This is a genomic window from Saccharothrix sp. AJ9571, assembly GCF_021725495.1.
Taxonomy (GTDB): Bacteria; Actinomycetota; Actinomycetes; order Mycobacteriales; family Pseudonocardiaceae; genus Amycolatopsis; species Amycolatopsis magusensis.
The window spans coordinates 5,394,925-5,409,615 of record NZ_CP091382.1 but is presented as its reverse complement, the minus strand read 5'-3'; the positions used below and the strand labels follow the sequence as shown (position 1 = coordinate 5,409,615).

The following is a 14,691-nucleotide window of genomic DNA, read 5'->3' as shown; positions in this document are numbered from 1 at the left end:
ACCGGCGAACCCACGCCGATGTGACACCCGGCAGACCACGAACACCGAACAGAAGGAAGAGCGACATGACTGCGCACGTGATCCCGACGCTGATCGGCGTCCGGGACATGAAGGCCGCCAAGCGGTTCTACACCGACGGGCTCGGCTGGAAGATCAAGAACGACTACGGCGCCTCCGTGTTCTTCGAGTCCGGCAGCGCCTCGCCCATCGGCCTCTACGGCCGCGAAGGCCTGGCCGAGGTGGTGGGCACGAACCCGGACGGCAACGGCTTCAGCGGGCTGGTCCTCACCTGCGAGTTCGATGACGAGGCGCAAGTGGACGAGATGATGGCGCGGGCCGAGAAAGCCGAGGCCACCATCCTCAAGCCCGCCGACGCCCTGCCGTGGGGTGGTTACGGCGGCACCTTCGCCGACCTGGACGGCTACATCTGGCGCGTGGGCTGCAGCGTCCGGAGCGACGACCGGCCGGCCGCGGAGTAACCCCAGCAATTCCGGAATGGACACCGTGGGCGGGGCAAGTCCCGCCCACGGTGTCCAGCCGGTCAGTGGCCCGGCGTGTTCACTTCGCTGATCATTTCCTGCACCGAGGCGCGAAGTCCGGGCAGCGGCACGTCGGCGGCCATCTGTGCCGTCTGCGCGGCCGGGGTGCGGACCGGGCCGGGCACGGGGTGCACCCCGGTCTCGCCCGGGAGCGGGATCCCCGGGCAGGTCGTGGTGCCCGGGCGTGAATCGTGCAGCAGGAACACGTTGACCATGCCGTCGACGCACGGGTTGCCGTCGAAGGCGTACTGGCCGTGGAAGGGGCTGTCGTCCACCGAGACCAGGCTCAGCCCGGGGGCGGCGCGCACCGCTGCCTTGGCCTGCTCGTACCCGGTCTGCGGGTCGAATTCGCCCTGCACCACCAGCACGCGATCCGCCACCTCCGCCGGCAGTGCGGGCAGTTCCTGACGCGGCTCGTCGGACCAGAACGAACAGGGCTCGCTCAGGCCGTAGAGCCAGCCGTAGAGCGGGTACTGCGGGCCCTGCCGGTCACTGAGCCGCCGGTACCACCCCTCCGAACGGGTCACCTGATCACCGCAGGCCACCGCGTAACGGGTCGCCGGGAACTGCCGGTAGTCCGCGGGGTCGTCGGCGAGCGCCTTGGCGACCACGGCCGGGGTCAGCTCGGCCAGCGGCACCGCGAACCGCTCGCGGGACAGCTCGTCCAGCGCGGGCGCCAGTTCCGAGCCACGCAGCGCGGCGACGGGGTCCTCGCCATCCGCTCCGCCCACCCCGAGCACGAATATCCCCGCGCCGAGGACCCAGCGCAGCTCCGAGCCCATGCCGGTGAAGATCGTGTCGTAGTTGTCCGGGCCAGCACCCAAGCTCGCGAAGAACTCGCGCCCCCGCTCCCAGTTCGCCGCGGCTTCCTCGACCGTGGCCCCGACCTCTTCGGGGAACTGGCGGGTCATCCACGGCAGGAAAACGTCTTCGAACAGCCGCTGGTTGATCGGCGGCCAGGCTTCGAAGGCGGCCTGGAGCCTGCCCTGGAAGTTCGTGCTGGAGTCCAGCACCAGCTTGCCGGCGCTGTGCGGGAACAGCGCCGCGTACTTGGCGCCGAGCCAGGTCCCGTAGGAGTAGCCCACGTAGTTCAGCGTGGACTCGCCGAGCAGGAGGCGGATCAGCTCCATGTCGTGGGCGGTCTGCCAGGTGGTGAGGAACGGCGCGAGTGCTTCGCTCTGGCACGCCTCGGCGACCGCGCGCGGCTGCTTGAGGTGTTCGGCGATGCTGTCGGCCGAGCGGTCCCTGGCGTCGAGGTCGGTGCGCGGGGACAACCGGTCCAGCGGCACCTCGCACGTTTCGGGTGCGGTACCGCCTTCCTGGCCCGTCCCGCGCGGATCCATGCCGATCAGGGCGTAGCGCTCGTGCAGTTGCGGCTGGACCGCGGCCAGCGAGCCGGGCAGCGAGGTGCCCTGCCCGCCGGGACCGCCCGGGTTGATCAGCAGCGAGCCGAGGTGGTCACCGCTCGCGGCGACCCGGCTGATGGACACCTGCAGGGTTCGCCCGTTGCCGGGCTCGGCCCAGTCACGGGCCACGGTGACCAGCGCGCACTCGGCGGGCACCGCGTCCGGTTCCGGGGTGAACGCGCAAGGTCCCCAGGACAGTTGCTGGCCGGTGAACCCGGCGAACGGATCGGGCTTGGCGACGGCGGGGACGGCGGTCGCGGTGAGCACGAGCGCCGCGGTGGCGGCGAGCACCGCGGCGACGGAAGGTCTGCGCACAGCGGTCCTTTCCTGACTGGGGGTTCCGGGAGGGGCCCATCCCAGCAGGACGCACACCGCGACGTCCACGGCGAGTAGTACTTTCGGCCAGGGCCGGTGCCCAGGTGTAGTGACCTAGATGGTCCGGACCACCACGGTCCGCGCCACCAGGTCACCGATCCGCTGGCGCCGCTGGGTCACCGCGATGCTGACCGCCGCCACCAGCCCGAGCAGCAGACCGTCCACGGTGAACAGGAGCCAGCGGAGGAGGTAGTCACGGGCCCTCGGCGCACCGCCGCGAAGGGTTTCCACCCGCAGTCCCATGACCAGCATCCCCGGGGTGACCCCGCCACGGCGCAGCGGCACCCACACCTGGTTCAGCAGGTCGGCGACGAAGGTGATCGCGGCGAAGGTCACCACCGGAACCCAGATGATCGCCACGGGCGCCACCGCACCCCACTTCACCAGTGGCACGACCACGAGTCCGGCCAGCAACCCGCCGAGGCAACCGGCGCCGACGGCGAGCGACCAGTCCACCACGTGCTGAGCCGCCCGGCGGGCGACCATTTCCAGGGGGCCGGGCGAGGTCGCGGCCGGTGAGCTGATCGGTGCGGCTGCCGTCATGGCGGTAACCGTGGCATGCGCCGGATTCGGCAGGATCGGTGGCCCCGCGCCTGTGCCGCTCAGGCTCGGGGTGCGGAGGTCCGGCGGAACGCGAACGCGGTCCCGGCCAGCGCCATCGCCAGGCACAGCCAGGCGAACCAGTCGCCCCACTCGCTGTAGAACGTGGGGCCGACGCCGCTGGGCACGTCGGCGATCGCGACGGCGAACGGCTTGCCGCCGGTGGTGTCCTCGGCGAGCACCCGGCCCCAGGCGTCGCTGATCATGGTCTTGCCGTCGGTGGCGGCCCAGGCCATCGCCATGCCGTTCTCCACGCCGCGCAACACGGCGGTCCTGCTGTGCTGCCAGCCGTCGACGTCTTCGTCGTCGCCGGGGACGGCCACCAAGGACGTGCCTGCCAGCGCGTATTCCCGGCTCGGCGAGGGAAAGTTGACGTCCCCGCAGTTCTGCAGGCCCACACCGCCGGGCAGCTGCGCCACCTCGTCGCCCGGCAGCGTGTGGGGGGAAACGCCCACGTGCCACTTGCGGTACACCGCGGGCGGACCGCCGTCGGCCGGGACGCCCAGCACGGTGTTGTACTTGCTCCCCTGCGCCGACCGCACGAGCGCGCCGACCGCGACATCAGCGCCCTTGGCCTCGGCGGCCCGCTGGAACGGTCCCAGCAGTGCCTCCGTGTTCGCCTCGTCGACCGTGAACACCGCCTCCGGCAACACCACCAGCCGCACCCCGTCGGGCAGCGCCGCGATCTGGTCCACATAGGACCGTAGGATTTCCGCTCCGGCGGGGTCGGTGATCTCGGTCGCCCACTTGTTGTCGGTCTGGGCGATGGCCGCGACACGCCACCTGGCCTCCGTCGAGCCCGGCTGCCGCGCCACTCCGTAGCCCAGTGCGGCCACCAGTACCAGCGCCACCGCGATGCCGGTGCGCAGCCGCGCCGCGGTGGCGATCCCGGGTGCGAGCACGGCCGCGACCGCGGCGGGCACCAGCAACACCAGGAACTCCACTCCCCACCACCCGGTCACGGCGGCGGTCTGGAGCAGGATCGGCAGGTCGCCCTGGGTGGTGGCCAGCGTTCCCATGACGCCCACCGGGCTGGCCAGCGACATCAGGTACAGCCCGCCGACCCACACGGCCGGCGCGGCGCACGCCGCCGCCAGCGGACGGTCCCGCACCACCAGCGCCCGGAACAGGCCGACGGCGAGCATCAGCAGCAAGGAGAGGCAGAGGAGGAGCACGGGCACCATCAGCAGCGGCACCGAGTCCGAACCGAGGAAATACGCCCAGCTGTTACCGGTGCCCGCCAGTGCGGCGGTGAACGCGACAGCCAGCGTCACCCGGGCGCTGACCCGCGGCGCCAGCCACAGCAGCGGCAGCGGCGCCAGCCACGTCAGCGCGGGGATCGGTGCCGGCCCGGTGCCCAGGTAGAGCAGCACCGCCGAGGACACCAACGCGCCCACCGCCACGAGGGCGCTCTGCCGTCGTCCGACGTCCATCACCATGCCAGTCCCCCCGGTCCTGAGATCCCCCTGACTCAGGACGAGCCTGCCGACCCGCCGGTGACAGCGCACTGAAGCCAGCCACCGCACTCGCACTGGGGCAGGCCCCACCGAAAGAAGCGATTCCGTTATCGCCCTCTCGTAATCTCGACCGCATGGGGAGATTTGATCCACTGGACGACGACTACCGCCAGGAGTTCCGGGTGTCGAGGGGGCGGGCGGTGACGCTCGGGCTGGCCAACCTGGCCGTGGCCGCGTTCGTGACAGCCGCCTTCCTGCGGTCGCCCCCGGCCGAGCAGATCGGGGCCCTGGTGCTGCTCATGTTCTGGGGCGGGGCCTTCCACTGGCTGGTCCTGGCTCGCCGCACGCGGGTGGACGCCACCGGCATCCGGATCTCGCGGCTGTCGGGCAGCTGGACCATCCCGTGGCCGGAAGTCCGTGACATCACCGAGAAGCCGGGCCAGTTGATGACCCGCGGCGGCACCAGGATGCGGGTCGCCGTGGTCGAGGACAGCCACGGGTACCGGTACGTGCTGCCGCAGCTGCACAATGACAACGTGGGGATCTTCGACGCCGAGCTGCACACGTTGCGGCAGACCTGGCTGCACCGGCGCGGGGAGAACTGGGTCGACCGGCCGGTGCCGCCGCGTGCCGTCGGCAAGGCCGCGGAGGTCTCGCTCACTGTGGCCCTGGGCCTGTGCGGTGCCTTCGCCGCGGTGGGCGTCACCCTCCTGGTGCTGCCGCACCTCGAGGACAACGCTCGGCAGATGGTCAGCCTGCTCGCCTTCGTCCTCGGTGGCTGGGGTGGCTCCGCCGTCACGCGCGACCTCGTCGACCGCCGGAACCACCGCACTCCGGTGCGAGCCCGGCGCTCGTCAGGAGCGGCTCCGCCTTCAGCGGGGTGACTCGGCGAGCGGGCGCAGTTTGTCCTTCAACACGGCGAAATCGAGGCCCAGCGCGAGTTTCCGGTGGTAACCGAGGAATTGGGACGGACACTGGGATTCCCCGCCCCGGGTGCCGGGCAAGGTGAACGCCTCGACCAAAGCGCCGTCCCTGGCCTGCCGCACCGTCACGTGGTAAGTCGTCTCGAACAGGTCGAATTCGAACGGGGTGCCGTAGCCCGCCGGGTCCGCTGGGTCTTTGTAGTCGCAGGCGACGTCGGTGCCGGTGTCCGTGGTGGGCTGCACGCGCACGCACACGGCCAGCTGGGCGTTCGCGTGCTTCGGGGTGCCGGTCAACGGTGCCCAGTCCGCCGCGATGGACACCTGGCCGTGGTTGAAGTCCTTCTCCTCGGCGTAGGTGAGCATCGCCACCGGGTGCGGACCGGGACCGGCGAACGCGGGCGCGTCCGGGTCGAGCACCTTGCGCTTGGGTGAGGTGCAGAGTGCGGAGTCTCCCGGGAAGGCGACCGCGGTCGGCCCCTCGGGCGGCGGAAGGGGCGGCAGCCGTCCGCCCGGCGGCCCGCCGTCGCGGTCGGCCGGCCAGGAGCACGGGCCGGTCGCCGTGATGGTGAGCTGGGGCTCGTCCCGGTGCCACCGGACGGTCACCTGCACGCCGTCGCGACCCACGCCCTGCGAGAACCAGTCGTTCAGCAGCCAGGCGCCCAGGTCGTCGACGTACTTGCCGGTGTTGGCACCTGCCGTGATCACGCGTTCCGCCTGTGGCACCACACCCCAGCTCGGTCCGCTGACGTCCAGTCCGGTGCAGCCGGTGGCCTGGGTCAGGGTGATCGGGGCGGCCTGCGCGTCGGTGTCCAGCGTTTCGCCTGCCATCCGGGTCAGGTACTCGTCCAGGCGCTGCACCACCGCTCCCGTGGACCTGCACGAGGGTGGCACGAAGAGGACACCCGGCTCCAGACCGGCCTCAGCCGACCCGGGGCACGCCCCAAGCCTCGGCCACCCGGTCCGGGGTCAGGACCGAGCGCGGCGGTCCTTCGGCGACGAGGTGACCGTTCCGCAGCAGCAGGCAGTGGTCCGCCTGGTCGGCGACGGCGAGGTCGTGCGTGACGCGCAGGATCGTCACGCCCTCACCGCGCACGGCGTCCAGCGCTTCGTCGATCAGGGTCCGGGCTCGCAGGTCCAGTCCGGCCGCGGGTTCGTCCAGCAACAGCAAGCCGGATTGCTGCGCCAGGCCCTGGGCCACCAGCGCCCGCTGCCGCTGACCGCCGGAGAGGTCGCCCAGGCGGCGGTGGGCGATCGACGTGATGTCCAGCCGTTCCAGGCAGTCGTCGATCACTGACTTGTCCTTTGTGGACAGGCGACGCCACGGCCCGCGGTGGGCCCAGCGGCCCATGGCGACCGTGGCGCGCACGGTGACCGGCAGTGCGCCGGACACCTCGCTGTGCTGGGTCACATAAGCCGGACGGCATGGATTCGTCACCGAACCCGCGGTCGGTGTGAGCACCCCGGCGATCACGTTGAGCAGCGACGACTTCCCCGCGCCGTTCGCTCCGACGACCGCGGTGAGCCGGGCACCCGGTACCACCGCGGTGATCCCGTGCACCACCTTCCGCGGTCCGTAGCTCGCATGCACGTCACGCACTGTGACCTCGTTCATTCGACTCCACCCATGGTAATGACAATCGTTACCACTATAGTGTCCGGTGTGGACTGGTTGGTCATCCCCTTCGAGGTGTCGTTCGTGCAGCGCGCGCTGGTCGCCGGCCTGCTCGTGTCGGCGGTGTGCGCGCTGGTGGGCACCTGGGTGGTGCTGCGGGGCATGGCCTTCATCGGTGACGCGATGTCGCACGGCATGCTGCCCGGGGTCGCGATCGCCTCACTGGCCGGCGTGAACCCGCTGCTCGGCGCCGCGCTCAGCGCGGGCGCGATGGCGCTCGGGGTCACCGCCTTGAGCCGGTCCCGGCGGTTGTCCCAGGACACCACCATCGGGCTCCTGTTCGCCGGCATGCTCGCGACCGGCGTCATCATCGTTTCGCATTCGCAGTCGTTCGCCGTCGACCTCACCGGGTTCCTCTTCGGCGACGTGCTCGCGGTCGGTTCCGGTGACCTGATCGGCCTCGCGATCACGCTGGCCGTGGTGGCGGTGGTTTCGCTGCTGGGCTACCGCTCGTTCACCGCGCTCACCTTCGACGCCAGGAAGGCGCACACGCTGGGGCTGCGTCCCGGAGTGGCGAACGCGCTGCTGCTCATGCTGGTGACGCTGACCATCGTCGCGTCGTTCCGCGTGGTCGGCACGCTCCTGGTGTTCGGCCTGCTCGTCGCGCCCGCCGCGGCGGCGACGTTCTGGGCGCGGCGGATCACCACGATCATGCTGGTCGCCGCCCTGCTCGGCGGCCTCGCCACCCTCGCGGGCCTGGTCGTTTCGTGGCACTGGGGCACGGCCGCGGGCGCGACCATCGCGGCCACCTCCGTCCTGTTGTTCTTCGTCTCCGCGCTGCTCGCCGCCGCGCGGCGGCGATTCCTGCCCACCACAACGGAAATCGAGCACTCATGAGGAAACTCGGCCGCCGCGGCCTGCTCGCGGCCGTGGTGCTGCTGGCCACCGCTTGCGGCACCGAAGAACCACCCGTGCAGGCACCGCACGGCTACGTCGAAGGCGCGGAGGAGACCGCCGAGGCGCAGTCGCGGCTGGTGGTGGCGGACGCCGGAACCGGCGCCGTGCGCGTGGTGGACCTGATCACCGAGCAGGTCCACCCGGCCGGGCACGTCGACGGCGTGCGCGACCTCGCCGGTGACGGGCGCTTCGGCTACCTGACGGGCGGGGACGGTTCGGTGCACGTGGTGGACAGCGGGTCCTGGATGGTCGACCACGGCGACCACGTGCACTACTACCGCGCGTCGGTCCGCGAACTGGGTGTGACCCCTGGCAAGCAACTGCTGGCCGCGTACAGCGATCCCGTGGTGACCGCACTGTCCTTTGCGGACGGTACGGCGAAGTTGCTCGACCGGGCGCAGTCGGACAAGGGCTCGATCGCCGAACTCGGGTCGATACCGCAGTCCGGCATCGCGATCCCCTACGAGGAACACGTCCTGGTCGGGAGTCCCAGCGGAGTGCGGGTCCACGACCGGCAGGGCGGGCCGGTTACCGCGATCGAGCAGCCGTGCCCGGAGGTCCAGGGGCAGGCGGTCACCCGGCGCGGGGTCGTTTTCGGTTGCGCGGACGGAGCTTTGCTGGTCACCGGGAAGGACGGGGTGTTCGCCGGGGAGAAGATCCCGTATCCGCGCGAAGCCGGGGCGCAGGAGCGGGCCACCCGGTTCACCCATCGGCCGGGCAGCACCACGCTGGCGGCGACGGCGGGGCCGGACGCGGTGTGGTCGCTGGACGTCAGCCGCCGGACGTGGAGCCACGTCGAGACCGGTCCGGTCGCCGCGGTGAACGCGGTGGGCGAAGGCGCGCCGTTGCTGGTGCTGACCCGGGACGGGATCTTGCACGCCTTCGACGCGGCCACCGGCAAGGAGCAGGCGCAGGCCCCGCTGATGACGGCTGACGCGGCCGGCGGCACGCCGTCGATCCACGTCGACACCACTCGCGCCTATGTCAACAATCCCGCGTCCGGAGAGGTCTTCGAAATCGACTACAACGACAACCTCCGCCGCGCCAGGACGCTGACCGTCGAAGGCAAGGCCAGCTTCCTGGTGGAGACCGGCCGATGAGGCGGCTCGCGCTGGTCATCGCGGTGTTGCTGGTCGCCGCGGGGTGCACGGCGGCGGGCGAAGGCCGCGGCTCGGTGGTGGTGACCACGAACATCCTCGGGGACGTCACCCGCGCCATCGTCGGTGACCAGGCCGAGGTGACCGTGCTGATGAAACCGAACGCCGATCCGCACTCCTTCGGCATCTCCGCCCAGCAGGCGGCCGAAGTCGAGCGCGCCGGGCTGATCGTCTACAACGGACTGGGCCTGGAAGAGGGCATGCTGCGCAACGTTTCCGCGGCCGCGGAGAGCGGGGTGCCCACCTTGGCGGTGGGGGAACGGGTGAACCCGATCAGCTACACCGGGGAAGACGCCGCCGGGCGCCCGGATCCGCACTTCTGGACCGACCCCGGGCGGGTGCGTGACGCGGTGACGCTGATCGCCGACCAGGTCACCGCACAGGTGCCAGGGGTGGACGCGGCGGCGATCCGGGCCAACGCCGACCGGTACCGCGGTGAGCTCGGCTCGCTCGACACCACGATGAGCACGCGGTTCGCGGAAATCCCGCCGGAGCGCCGGAAACTGGTCACCAACCACCACGTCTTCGGCTACCTCGCCCAGCGGTTCGGCTTCGAGGTCATCGGTGCCGTCATCCCGGGTGGCACCACGCTCGCCTCGCCCAGCGCGGCCGACCTCAAGTCGCTGGCCGACGCCGTCCGCGCGGCCGGTGTGCCGGCGATCTTCGCCGATTCCTCGCAGCCGGACCGGCTCGCGCGCGTGCTGGCTGAGCAGGCGGGGTTGCACGTGGAGGTCACGCCGTTGTTCTCCGAATCGCTGAGCGAACCGGGCCAGGGCGCGGCCACCTACCTGGAAATGATGCGCGCCAACACCGAATCGATCGCCACCAGCCTGAACCGCCCCTGAGCACCGGGCACAACCGAAAGGTACGAGAGAAATGGCAACATCCCTGTTCACCCGGCGGCGATCCGCCGGGTACACCGCGCTCACCGCGGTGAGCGCGCTGGTGCTGACGGCATGCGGTTCCGAGCCGTCCCCGCAAGCCCAGCCAACCCCGCAAGCCCAGCAGAGCGCCACCGTCGCCGAGCCCGTCGCCGTCACCTACGACGGCGGGATCTACCTGCTCGACGGGAAAACCCTGCAGGTGGCCAAGGACATCCCGCTGGACGGCTTCAACCGCCTCAACGCCGCCGGGGACGACCGGCACCTGATGGTCTCGACCTCCACCGGGTTCCGGGTGCTCGACGCCGCCGGTGCCGTGCTGACCGGCACCGAGGTGGCGGCACCGAAGCCGGGGCACGTCGTCCGGCACGCCGGCAAGACCGTGCTCTTCGCCGACGGCACCGGCGAAGTGACCGTGTTCGACCCGAAGACGCTCGGCACCGGGCCGCTGCCCGCGCCGCAGTACAAGACACCGGAAGCGCACCACGGTGTCGCGGTCGAACTCGCCAACGGCGAACTGGTCACCACCATCGGCAACGAGGACGAGCGGCCCGGCATCGCGGTACTGGACAAGGACCGCAAGGAGATCGCGCGCAACGACCAGTGCCCCGGCGTGCACGGGGAAGCGGCCGCGCGCGGGGAAGCCGTGGTGATCGGCTGCGAAACCGGCGCGCTGATCTACCGGAACGGCACCATCACGAAGGTCACCAGTCCCGACCCGTACGGGCGGATCGGCAACCAGGCCGGTTCGGACGTCTCGCCGATCACCCTCGGCGACTACAAGGTCGACGAAGCCGCCGAACTGGAGCGCCCGACCCGGATTTCGCTGATCGACACCGAGAACGCCACGCTCCGGCACGTCGACCTCGGCACCAGCTACACCTTCCGGTCGCTGGCCCGCGGCCCGCAGGGCGAAGCGCTGGTGCTGGGCACCGACGGCCAGATCCACGTGATCGACCCGGTGAGCGGTTCGGTGGTGCGCAAGATCGCGGTGCTCGGTTCATGGCAGGAGCCGCTGGAGTGGCAGCAGCCGCGGCCCGCGATCTTCGTCCGGGGCGCGACCGCCTACGTCACCGACCCCGGCAAGAAGGAGATCCACGCGGTGGATCTCGCGTCCGGCACCAAAACGGCGACCGGCTCGCTGCCCGGCGTGCCGAACGAACTCAGCGGCGTGCTCGCCCACTGAGCCCGGATCGGGGAGGAGATCGGTGCGCTCCACCGATCTCCTCCCGGTCCGCCTTCGCCGATCCGTTCAGCTCGGCTTCTCCAGCTGCCATCATCGGAACGGAACCGGACGAAGGAGTTCGCATGGCTATGTTGATCAATCGTCGCGCCGTGTTGGCCGTGGGCGCGGGTGCGGCCGCCGGCTTGGCGTTGCCCGGCCTCGCCCACGCCGACAGCCTTCACCAGCCGAGCGTGGGTTTCGTCCTCGACGCGGTGACGCTCGACGGTGGCGAGCAGGTCACCGCGGTCACCCTCGGCACCTCCCGGCTCGGACCGATCGACCCGGCCAGCCTGACGGCCGGCACGTTCAGCGTGCACGCCAAGGCCACTTTCCCGATCTCCGGCGAACCCGCGTACGACCTGGACCGGCCGGTGACCGCCGCCCAGCTCGACCGCCGCGGGAACATCGTGCTCACGCTGAGCCACGCCGAGGGGCAGCCCGGCGGCGCCACCCTCGGCTACGTCGGGAGCAAGGGCCGCAACTTCCGGCTCGATCTGGTCTACACCATCACCCAGAACGCTCCGATCACCCTGCGCCACGGCCGGCCGGTCACCATCAAGCGCTTCGTGCAGGGCCGGTTGGCCAACCCCGAGGTCGACGCCTTCAGCCACCACGTCTCCGGGTCGGGCATGAAGTATCGGCTCTACTCACCGACCCGGTCACCCCGGCACGGCAGGCGGCCCCTGATCGTCTGGCTGCACGGCGGCGGCGAAGGCGCTTCCCTGCCGGACAACTACTACGACAACGAAACCACGCTGCGCGCCAACCGCGGCGCGCTGGGCTTCGCCACCCGGGAGGCCCAGCAGATCTTCGGCGGCGCCTACGTCGTCGCCCCGCAAAGCACCTCCGCCTGGATGCAGGACGGCCCCCGCTTCGCCCCGCTCATCCACGAGATCGTCCGCGATGTCGTCCGCGGGCATTCCGTCGATCCCAAGCGCATCTACGTGGCCGGGTGCAGCAACGGCGGCTATATGAGCATGAAGATGACCACCGTCTACCCCACCACGTTCGCCGCGTCCGTGCCGATCTGCGGCGTCGTCACCTCCCTGGGCGGCGGCCCGACGCTGATCCCCGACGCCGAACTGGCCGCCATCAGCACCCCCACCTGGCTGGTCACCTCCCGCGACGACACCACGGTGGACCCGGAGGCCAACACCGTCCACGCGCACGACCTCATCCCCGGCTCCTCGATGACCCTCTACGACAACGTCGTCTGGAACGGCCACCAGTTCCCCGGGCACTGGTCGTGGATCTACGTGGCCCGCAACGATCCCAGCATCGACGGCACTCACATCTGGCAGTGGATGGCCCAGCGACAACGCTGATCCGGGCCGTCGGCGGTGCCCGCTCGCGTGTCGTGAGCGGGCACCGGCACTCACCGCTCAGGGCGGTCCCGGCGGTAGCCGAGCGCGCGAAGGATCAGGGTCGCGTCCTCGTCGATGTCAGCCGGTGCCGTGCCGCCACCGGCTGCTGATCCGCCGAACGCGGCTCGGGCGAGCACGAGCCCTTCGAGCAGGCGGGCCGCGGTGTCGGCGGTGGCTTCCTCGCCGACCTCTCCCCGTGCGGCCGCGCGATCGAGCATCGTGGCCAGGTGCTCGCGCATCGGGGCGATGACCCCGGAGCCCCGCGAAGCGTCATAGAAGTGCTCCCGTCGGCACCCCCTCCTGGTGACCGCGGTCACGTTGACGCTGGTGAGTGCTCACTAACTAAACTAGTTAGTGAGCACTCACCAACCGACTGGGGTGGAGCATGAAATACCAGGTCCTCACGAAGAAGCGCGTCCTCCTGGCGGCCTGCCTGGTGCTGGTCGCCACGCTCGGGGTCTTCGGCACCGCCGGGTACCTCGCGTTCGTGCGGGCACCGGACGGCACACCGGCCGAGGCGTGTGCCGGCGAGCAGGCCCGGCCGGTGGTGGTCAACGCGGGCGCCAGCATGACGCAGGGCACGCTCGGTGGTGACTGGGTCGGCGCGCTGCGCGAGAAGCCCGAATTCGCGGCCTACGAATTCGTCAACGCGGGCGTCAACGGCGACACCAGCGCGGACCTGCTCGCCCGCGTCGACACCGACGTCATGGCGTGCCGTCCCGCGGCGGTGACGGTCCTGGTCGGCACCAACGATGTCCGCAACGGCGTGCCACTGGCGGACTACCGCGCCAACCTCACCGGGATCGTCGACCGGCTGAAATCCGGGACCAACGCCCGGATCGCGCTGATGTCGTTGCCGCCGCTGGGCGAGGACCCGGACACCGGAGTGAACCGCACGCTCTCCGGGTTCAACGCCGCCATCAAGGAAACAGCCGCCCGTGCCGGAGTCGACTACCTGCCCGTGCACGAGCGGATGACCGGCATCCTCGCCCAGCGCACCGGCCTCCAGCCCTACGACTTCAGCTTTCCGTTGGCGCTCTGGGCGGCCACCGAGTACTACGTGTTCGGGCAGAGCTGGGATGACGTGACCCGCGGCGCGGGCCGCGAACTGCTCATCGACCACATCCACCTCAACGACCGCGGCGCCGCGCAACTCACCGAACTGGCCACCGACTGGCTCGCACGCCGGCAACACTGAGCGCCTGCTCGATGATCCGCTTCCCCGGCGGCCTTCCGCCGCACATGATGGCGGCATGATCTCGTTCGACGAGCTGGTCGCCTCGCACCGCGCGGAGCTGTATGCGCACTGCTACCGGATGCTCGGCTCCGCGCAGGACGCGGAGGACGCGGTGCAGGAAGCGCTGCTCGCCGCGTGGCGTGGACTGGCTGGTTTCCAAGGGCGCAGTTCACTGCGGACCTGGCTGTACCGCGTGACCACGAACGCCTGCTTGCGCTTGTCCACGCAACGCCGGTCACTCAGCTCCGACCACGGGCCGTCGTTCACGCAGACCACCGATCTCGGAGAGCCGGTCACCGGGCCGGTGTGGGTGGAGCCGTGCCCGGAAGCGGTCTACCTGCGACGGGAAAGCGTCGAGCTGGCGTTCGTCGCCGCGCTGCAGCACCTGCCCGGGAACCAGCGCGCCGTGCTCATCCTGCGGGACGTGCTCGGCTTCAGCGCCGCCGAAGTGGCCGGGATACTGGACACCAGCACCGCTTCGGTGAACAGCGCCCTGCAGCGCGCGAAGGCGGCCGTCCGGCAACGCGTTCCGGCCCGCTCGCAGCAGGACGAACTGACCGCGCTCGGCGAGGACGGCGTCCGCGACCTGGTCGGCGCCTTGGTCACCGCGTGGGAAAAGGCCGACGTCGAGGGCCTGCTCGGCCTCCTCACCGAGGACGTCCGGTTCACCATGCCGCCGCTGCCCGCGTGGTTCGACGGCCGCGACGACGTGCGGAAGTTCCTGGTGGACCGCCTGTTCGCCACGCCGTGGCGCCTGCTGCCGGTGACCGCGAACGCACAGCCCGCACTGGCCTGCTACCGGAACGCCGGGGCGGGCTTCCAGCTCAGCGGGATCGTCGTACCGCAGCTGCGCGACGGCCGGATCTGCTGGCTCGCCACCTTCATCGACCCCGAAGTCGTGGCCCGCTTCCCCGTGCCGCGCGAATTTCCTGCCGAAGACCGATGAATCCGGCGTGCT

15 protein-coding genes are annotated in these 14,691 nt (G+C 70.9%); 9 read left to right on the top strand and 6 right to left on the bottom strand.

Annotated elements, in window-relative coordinates:
• Nucleotides 1–65 precede the first annotated feature (65 nt).
• Nucleotides 66–479: a VOC family protein gene (locus tag L3Q67_RS25070; protein ID WP_499183917.1), complete on the top strand. Its 414-nt coding sequence runs from the start codon at nucleotides 66–68 to the stop codon at nucleotides 477–479.
• A 62-nt stretch (nucleotides 480–541) separates the two neighbouring features.
• Here L3Q67_RS25070 and L3Q67_RS25065 read toward each other — a convergent pair whose 3' ends face one another.
• The 3 genes from L3Q67_RS25065 to L3Q67_RS25055 form a co-directional block, all read right to left on the bottom strand.
• Complete coding sequence (locus L3Q67_RS25065; RefSeq protein ID WP_499183916.1) at nucleotides 542–2,260, bottom strand: alpha/beta hydrolase family protein; 1,719 nt, start codon at nucleotides 2,258–2,260, stop codon at nucleotides 542–544.
• A 114-nt stretch (nucleotides 2,261–2,374) separates the two neighbouring features.
• Nucleotides 2,375–2,863, bottom strand: coding sequence for an RDD family protein (locus L3Q67_RS25060; RefSeq protein WP_499183915.1), 489 nt, complete (start codon nucleotides 2,861–2,863; stop codon nucleotides 2,375–2,377).
• Nucleotides 2,864–2,922: 59 nt separating this feature from the next.
• Nucleotides 2,923–4,359, bottom strand: coding sequence for a carbon-nitrogen hydrolase family protein (locus L3Q67_RS25055; protein WP_499183914.1), 1,437 nt, complete (start codon nucleotides 4,357–4,359; stop codon nucleotides 2,923–2,925).
• Between the two features lie 152 nt (nucleotides 4,360–4,511).
• Between L3Q67_RS25055 and L3Q67_RS25050 the strand changes: the two genes are divergently transcribed.
• A complete protein-coding gene (locus L3Q67_RS25050) occupies nucleotides 4,512–5,261 on the top strand; it encodes a hypothetical protein (RefSeq protein ID WP_499183913.1) in 750 nt (249 codons plus the stop codon).
• Here the strand turns inward: L3Q67_RS25050 and L3Q67_RS25045 are convergent.
• Both L3Q67_RS25045 and aztA read right to left on the bottom strand, forming a co-directional pair.
• On the bottom strand, nucleotides 5,250–6,158 hold the full coding sequence (locus L3Q67_RS25045; protein ID WP_499183912.1) for a hypothetical protein: 909 nt from the start codon (nucleotides 6,156–6,158) through the stop codon (nucleotides 5,250–5,252). The two genes, L3Q67_RS25050 and L3Q67_RS25045, sit on opposite strands and share 12 nt — an antisense overlap.
• Before the next feature lie 61 nt (nucleotides 6,159–6,219).
• Nucleotides 6,220–6,912, bottom strand: a complete 693-nt coding sequence (gene aztA, locus L3Q67_RS25040) for a metal ABC transporter ATP-binding protein (protein WP_499183911.1) — start codon at nucleotides 6,910–6,912, stop codon at nucleotides 6,220–6,222.
• 48 nt (nucleotides 6,913–6,960) lie between these two features.
• Between aztA and aztB the strand changes: the two genes are divergently transcribed.
• From aztB to L3Q67_RS25015, 5 genes are all read left to right on the top strand, one after another.
• Nucleotides 6,961–7,809 (top strand): ABC transporter permease family protein, encoded by an 849-nt coding sequence (aztB, locus tag L3Q67_RS25035; protein ID WP_499183910.1) that lies wholly within the window; start codon nucleotides 6,961–6,963, stop codon nucleotides 7,807–7,809.
• Nucleotides 7,806–8,969, top strand: coding sequence for a WD40 repeat domain-containing protein (locus tag L3Q67_RS25030; RefSeq protein WP_499183909.1), 1,164 nt, complete (start codon nucleotides 7,806–7,808; stop codon nucleotides 8,967–8,969). The genes aztB and L3Q67_RS25030 overlap by 4 nt, the downstream gene beginning before the upstream one ends.
• Complete coding sequence (aztC, locus tag L3Q67_RS25025; RefSeq protein ID WP_499183908.1) at nucleotides 8,966–9,871, top strand: metal ABC transporter substrate-binding protein; 906 nt, start codon at nucleotides 8,966–8,968, stop codon at nucleotides 9,869–9,871. The genes L3Q67_RS25030 and aztC overlap by 4 nt, the downstream gene beginning before the upstream one ends.
• Nucleotides 9,872–9,902: 31 nt before the next feature.
• A complete protein-coding gene (aztD, locus tag L3Q67_RS25020; protein ID WP_499183907.1) occupies nucleotides 9,903–11,093 on the top strand; it encodes a zinc metallochaperone AztD in 1,191 nt (396 codons plus the stop codon).
• Nucleotides 11,094–11,215: 122 nt separating this feature from the next.
• Nucleotides 11,216–12,457, top strand: a complete 1,242-nt coding sequence (locus tag L3Q67_RS25015; protein WP_499183906.1) for a prolyl oligopeptidase family serine peptidase — start codon at nucleotides 11,216–11,218, stop codon at nucleotides 12,455–12,457.
• Between the two features lie 50 nt (nucleotides 12,458–12,507).
• Here the strand turns inward: L3Q67_RS25015 and L3Q67_RS25010 are convergent, their stop codons facing one another.
• Complete coding sequence (locus L3Q67_RS25010; RefSeq protein WP_499183905.1) at nucleotides 12,508–12,735, bottom strand: hypothetical protein; 228 nt, start codon at nucleotides 12,733–12,735, stop codon at nucleotides 12,508–12,510.
• 146 nt (nucleotides 12,736–12,881) lie between these two features.
• Here L3Q67_RS25010 and L3Q67_RS25005 point away from each other — a divergent pair, with 146 nt between their 5' ends.
• Both L3Q67_RS25005 and L3Q67_RS25000 read left to right on the top strand, forming a co-directional pair.
• Nucleotides 12,882–13,694, top strand: coding sequence for an SGNH/GDSL hydrolase family protein (locus tag L3Q67_RS25005; protein WP_499183904.1), 813 nt, complete (start codon nucleotides 12,882–12,884; stop codon nucleotides 13,692–13,694).
• 55 nt (nucleotides 13,695–13,749) lie between these two features.
• Nucleotides 13,750–14,679, top strand: coding sequence for a sigma-70 family RNA polymerase sigma factor family protein (locus L3Q67_RS25000; RefSeq protein ID WP_499183903.1), 930 nt, complete (start codon nucleotides 13,750–13,752; stop codon nucleotides 14,677–14,679).
• Nucleotides 14,680–14,691 lie beyond the last annotated feature (12 nt).

What these genes read in the sequence shown, in the direction of transcription:
- L3Q67_RS25005 (WP_499183904.1), top strand. Translation starts at nt 12,882, where the DNA reads ATGAAATACCAGGTCCTCACGAAGAAGCGCGTCCTCCTGGCGGCCTGC.
- L3Q67_RS25030 (WP_499183909.1), top strand. Translation starts at nt 7,806, where the DNA reads ATGAGGAAACTCGGCCGCCGCGGCCTGCTCGCGGCCGTGGTGCTGCTG.
- L3Q67_RS25050 (WP_499183913.1), top strand. Translation starts at nt 4,512, where the DNA reads ATGGGGAGATTTGATCCACTGGACGACGACTACCGCCAGGAGTTCCGG.
- L3Q67_RS25070 (WP_499183917.1), top strand. Translation starts at nt 66, where the DNA reads ATGACTGCGCACGTGATCCCGACGCTGATCGGCGTCCGGGACATGAAG.
- L3Q67_RS25060 (WP_499183915.1), bottom strand. Translation starts at nt 2,863, where the DNA reads ATGACGGCAGCCGCACCGATCAGCTCACCGGCCGCGACCTCGCCCGGC.
- L3Q67_RS25055 (WP_499183914.1), bottom strand. Translation starts at nt 4,359, where the DNA reads ATGGTGATGGACGTCGGACGACGGCAGAGCGCCCTCGTGGCGGTGGGC.
- L3Q67_RS25015 (WP_499183906.1), top strand. Translation starts at nt 11,216, where the DNA reads ATGGCTATGTTGATCAATCGTCGCGCCGTGTTGGCCGTGGGCGCGGGT.
- L3Q67_RS25010 (WP_499183905.1), bottom strand. Translation starts at nt 12,735, where the DNA reads ATGCGCGAGCACCTGGCCACGATGCTCGATCGCGCGGCCGCACGGGGA.
- aztD (WP_499183907.1), top strand. Translation starts at nt 9,903, where the DNA reads ATGGCAACATCCCTGTTCACCCGGCGGCGATCCGCCGGGTACACCGCG.
- aztC (WP_499183908.1), top strand. Translation starts at nt 8,966, where the DNA reads ATGAGGCGGCTCGCGCTGGTCATCGCGGTGTTGCTGGTCGCCGCGGGG.
- aztA (WP_499183911.1), bottom strand. Translation starts at nt 6,912, where the DNA reads ATGAACGAGGTCACAGTGCGTGACGTGCATGCGAGCTACGGACCGCGG.
- L3Q67_RS25000 (WP_499183903.1), top strand. Translation starts at nt 13,750, where the DNA reads ATGATCTCGTTCGACGAGCTGGTCGCCTCGCACCGCGCGGAGCTGTAT.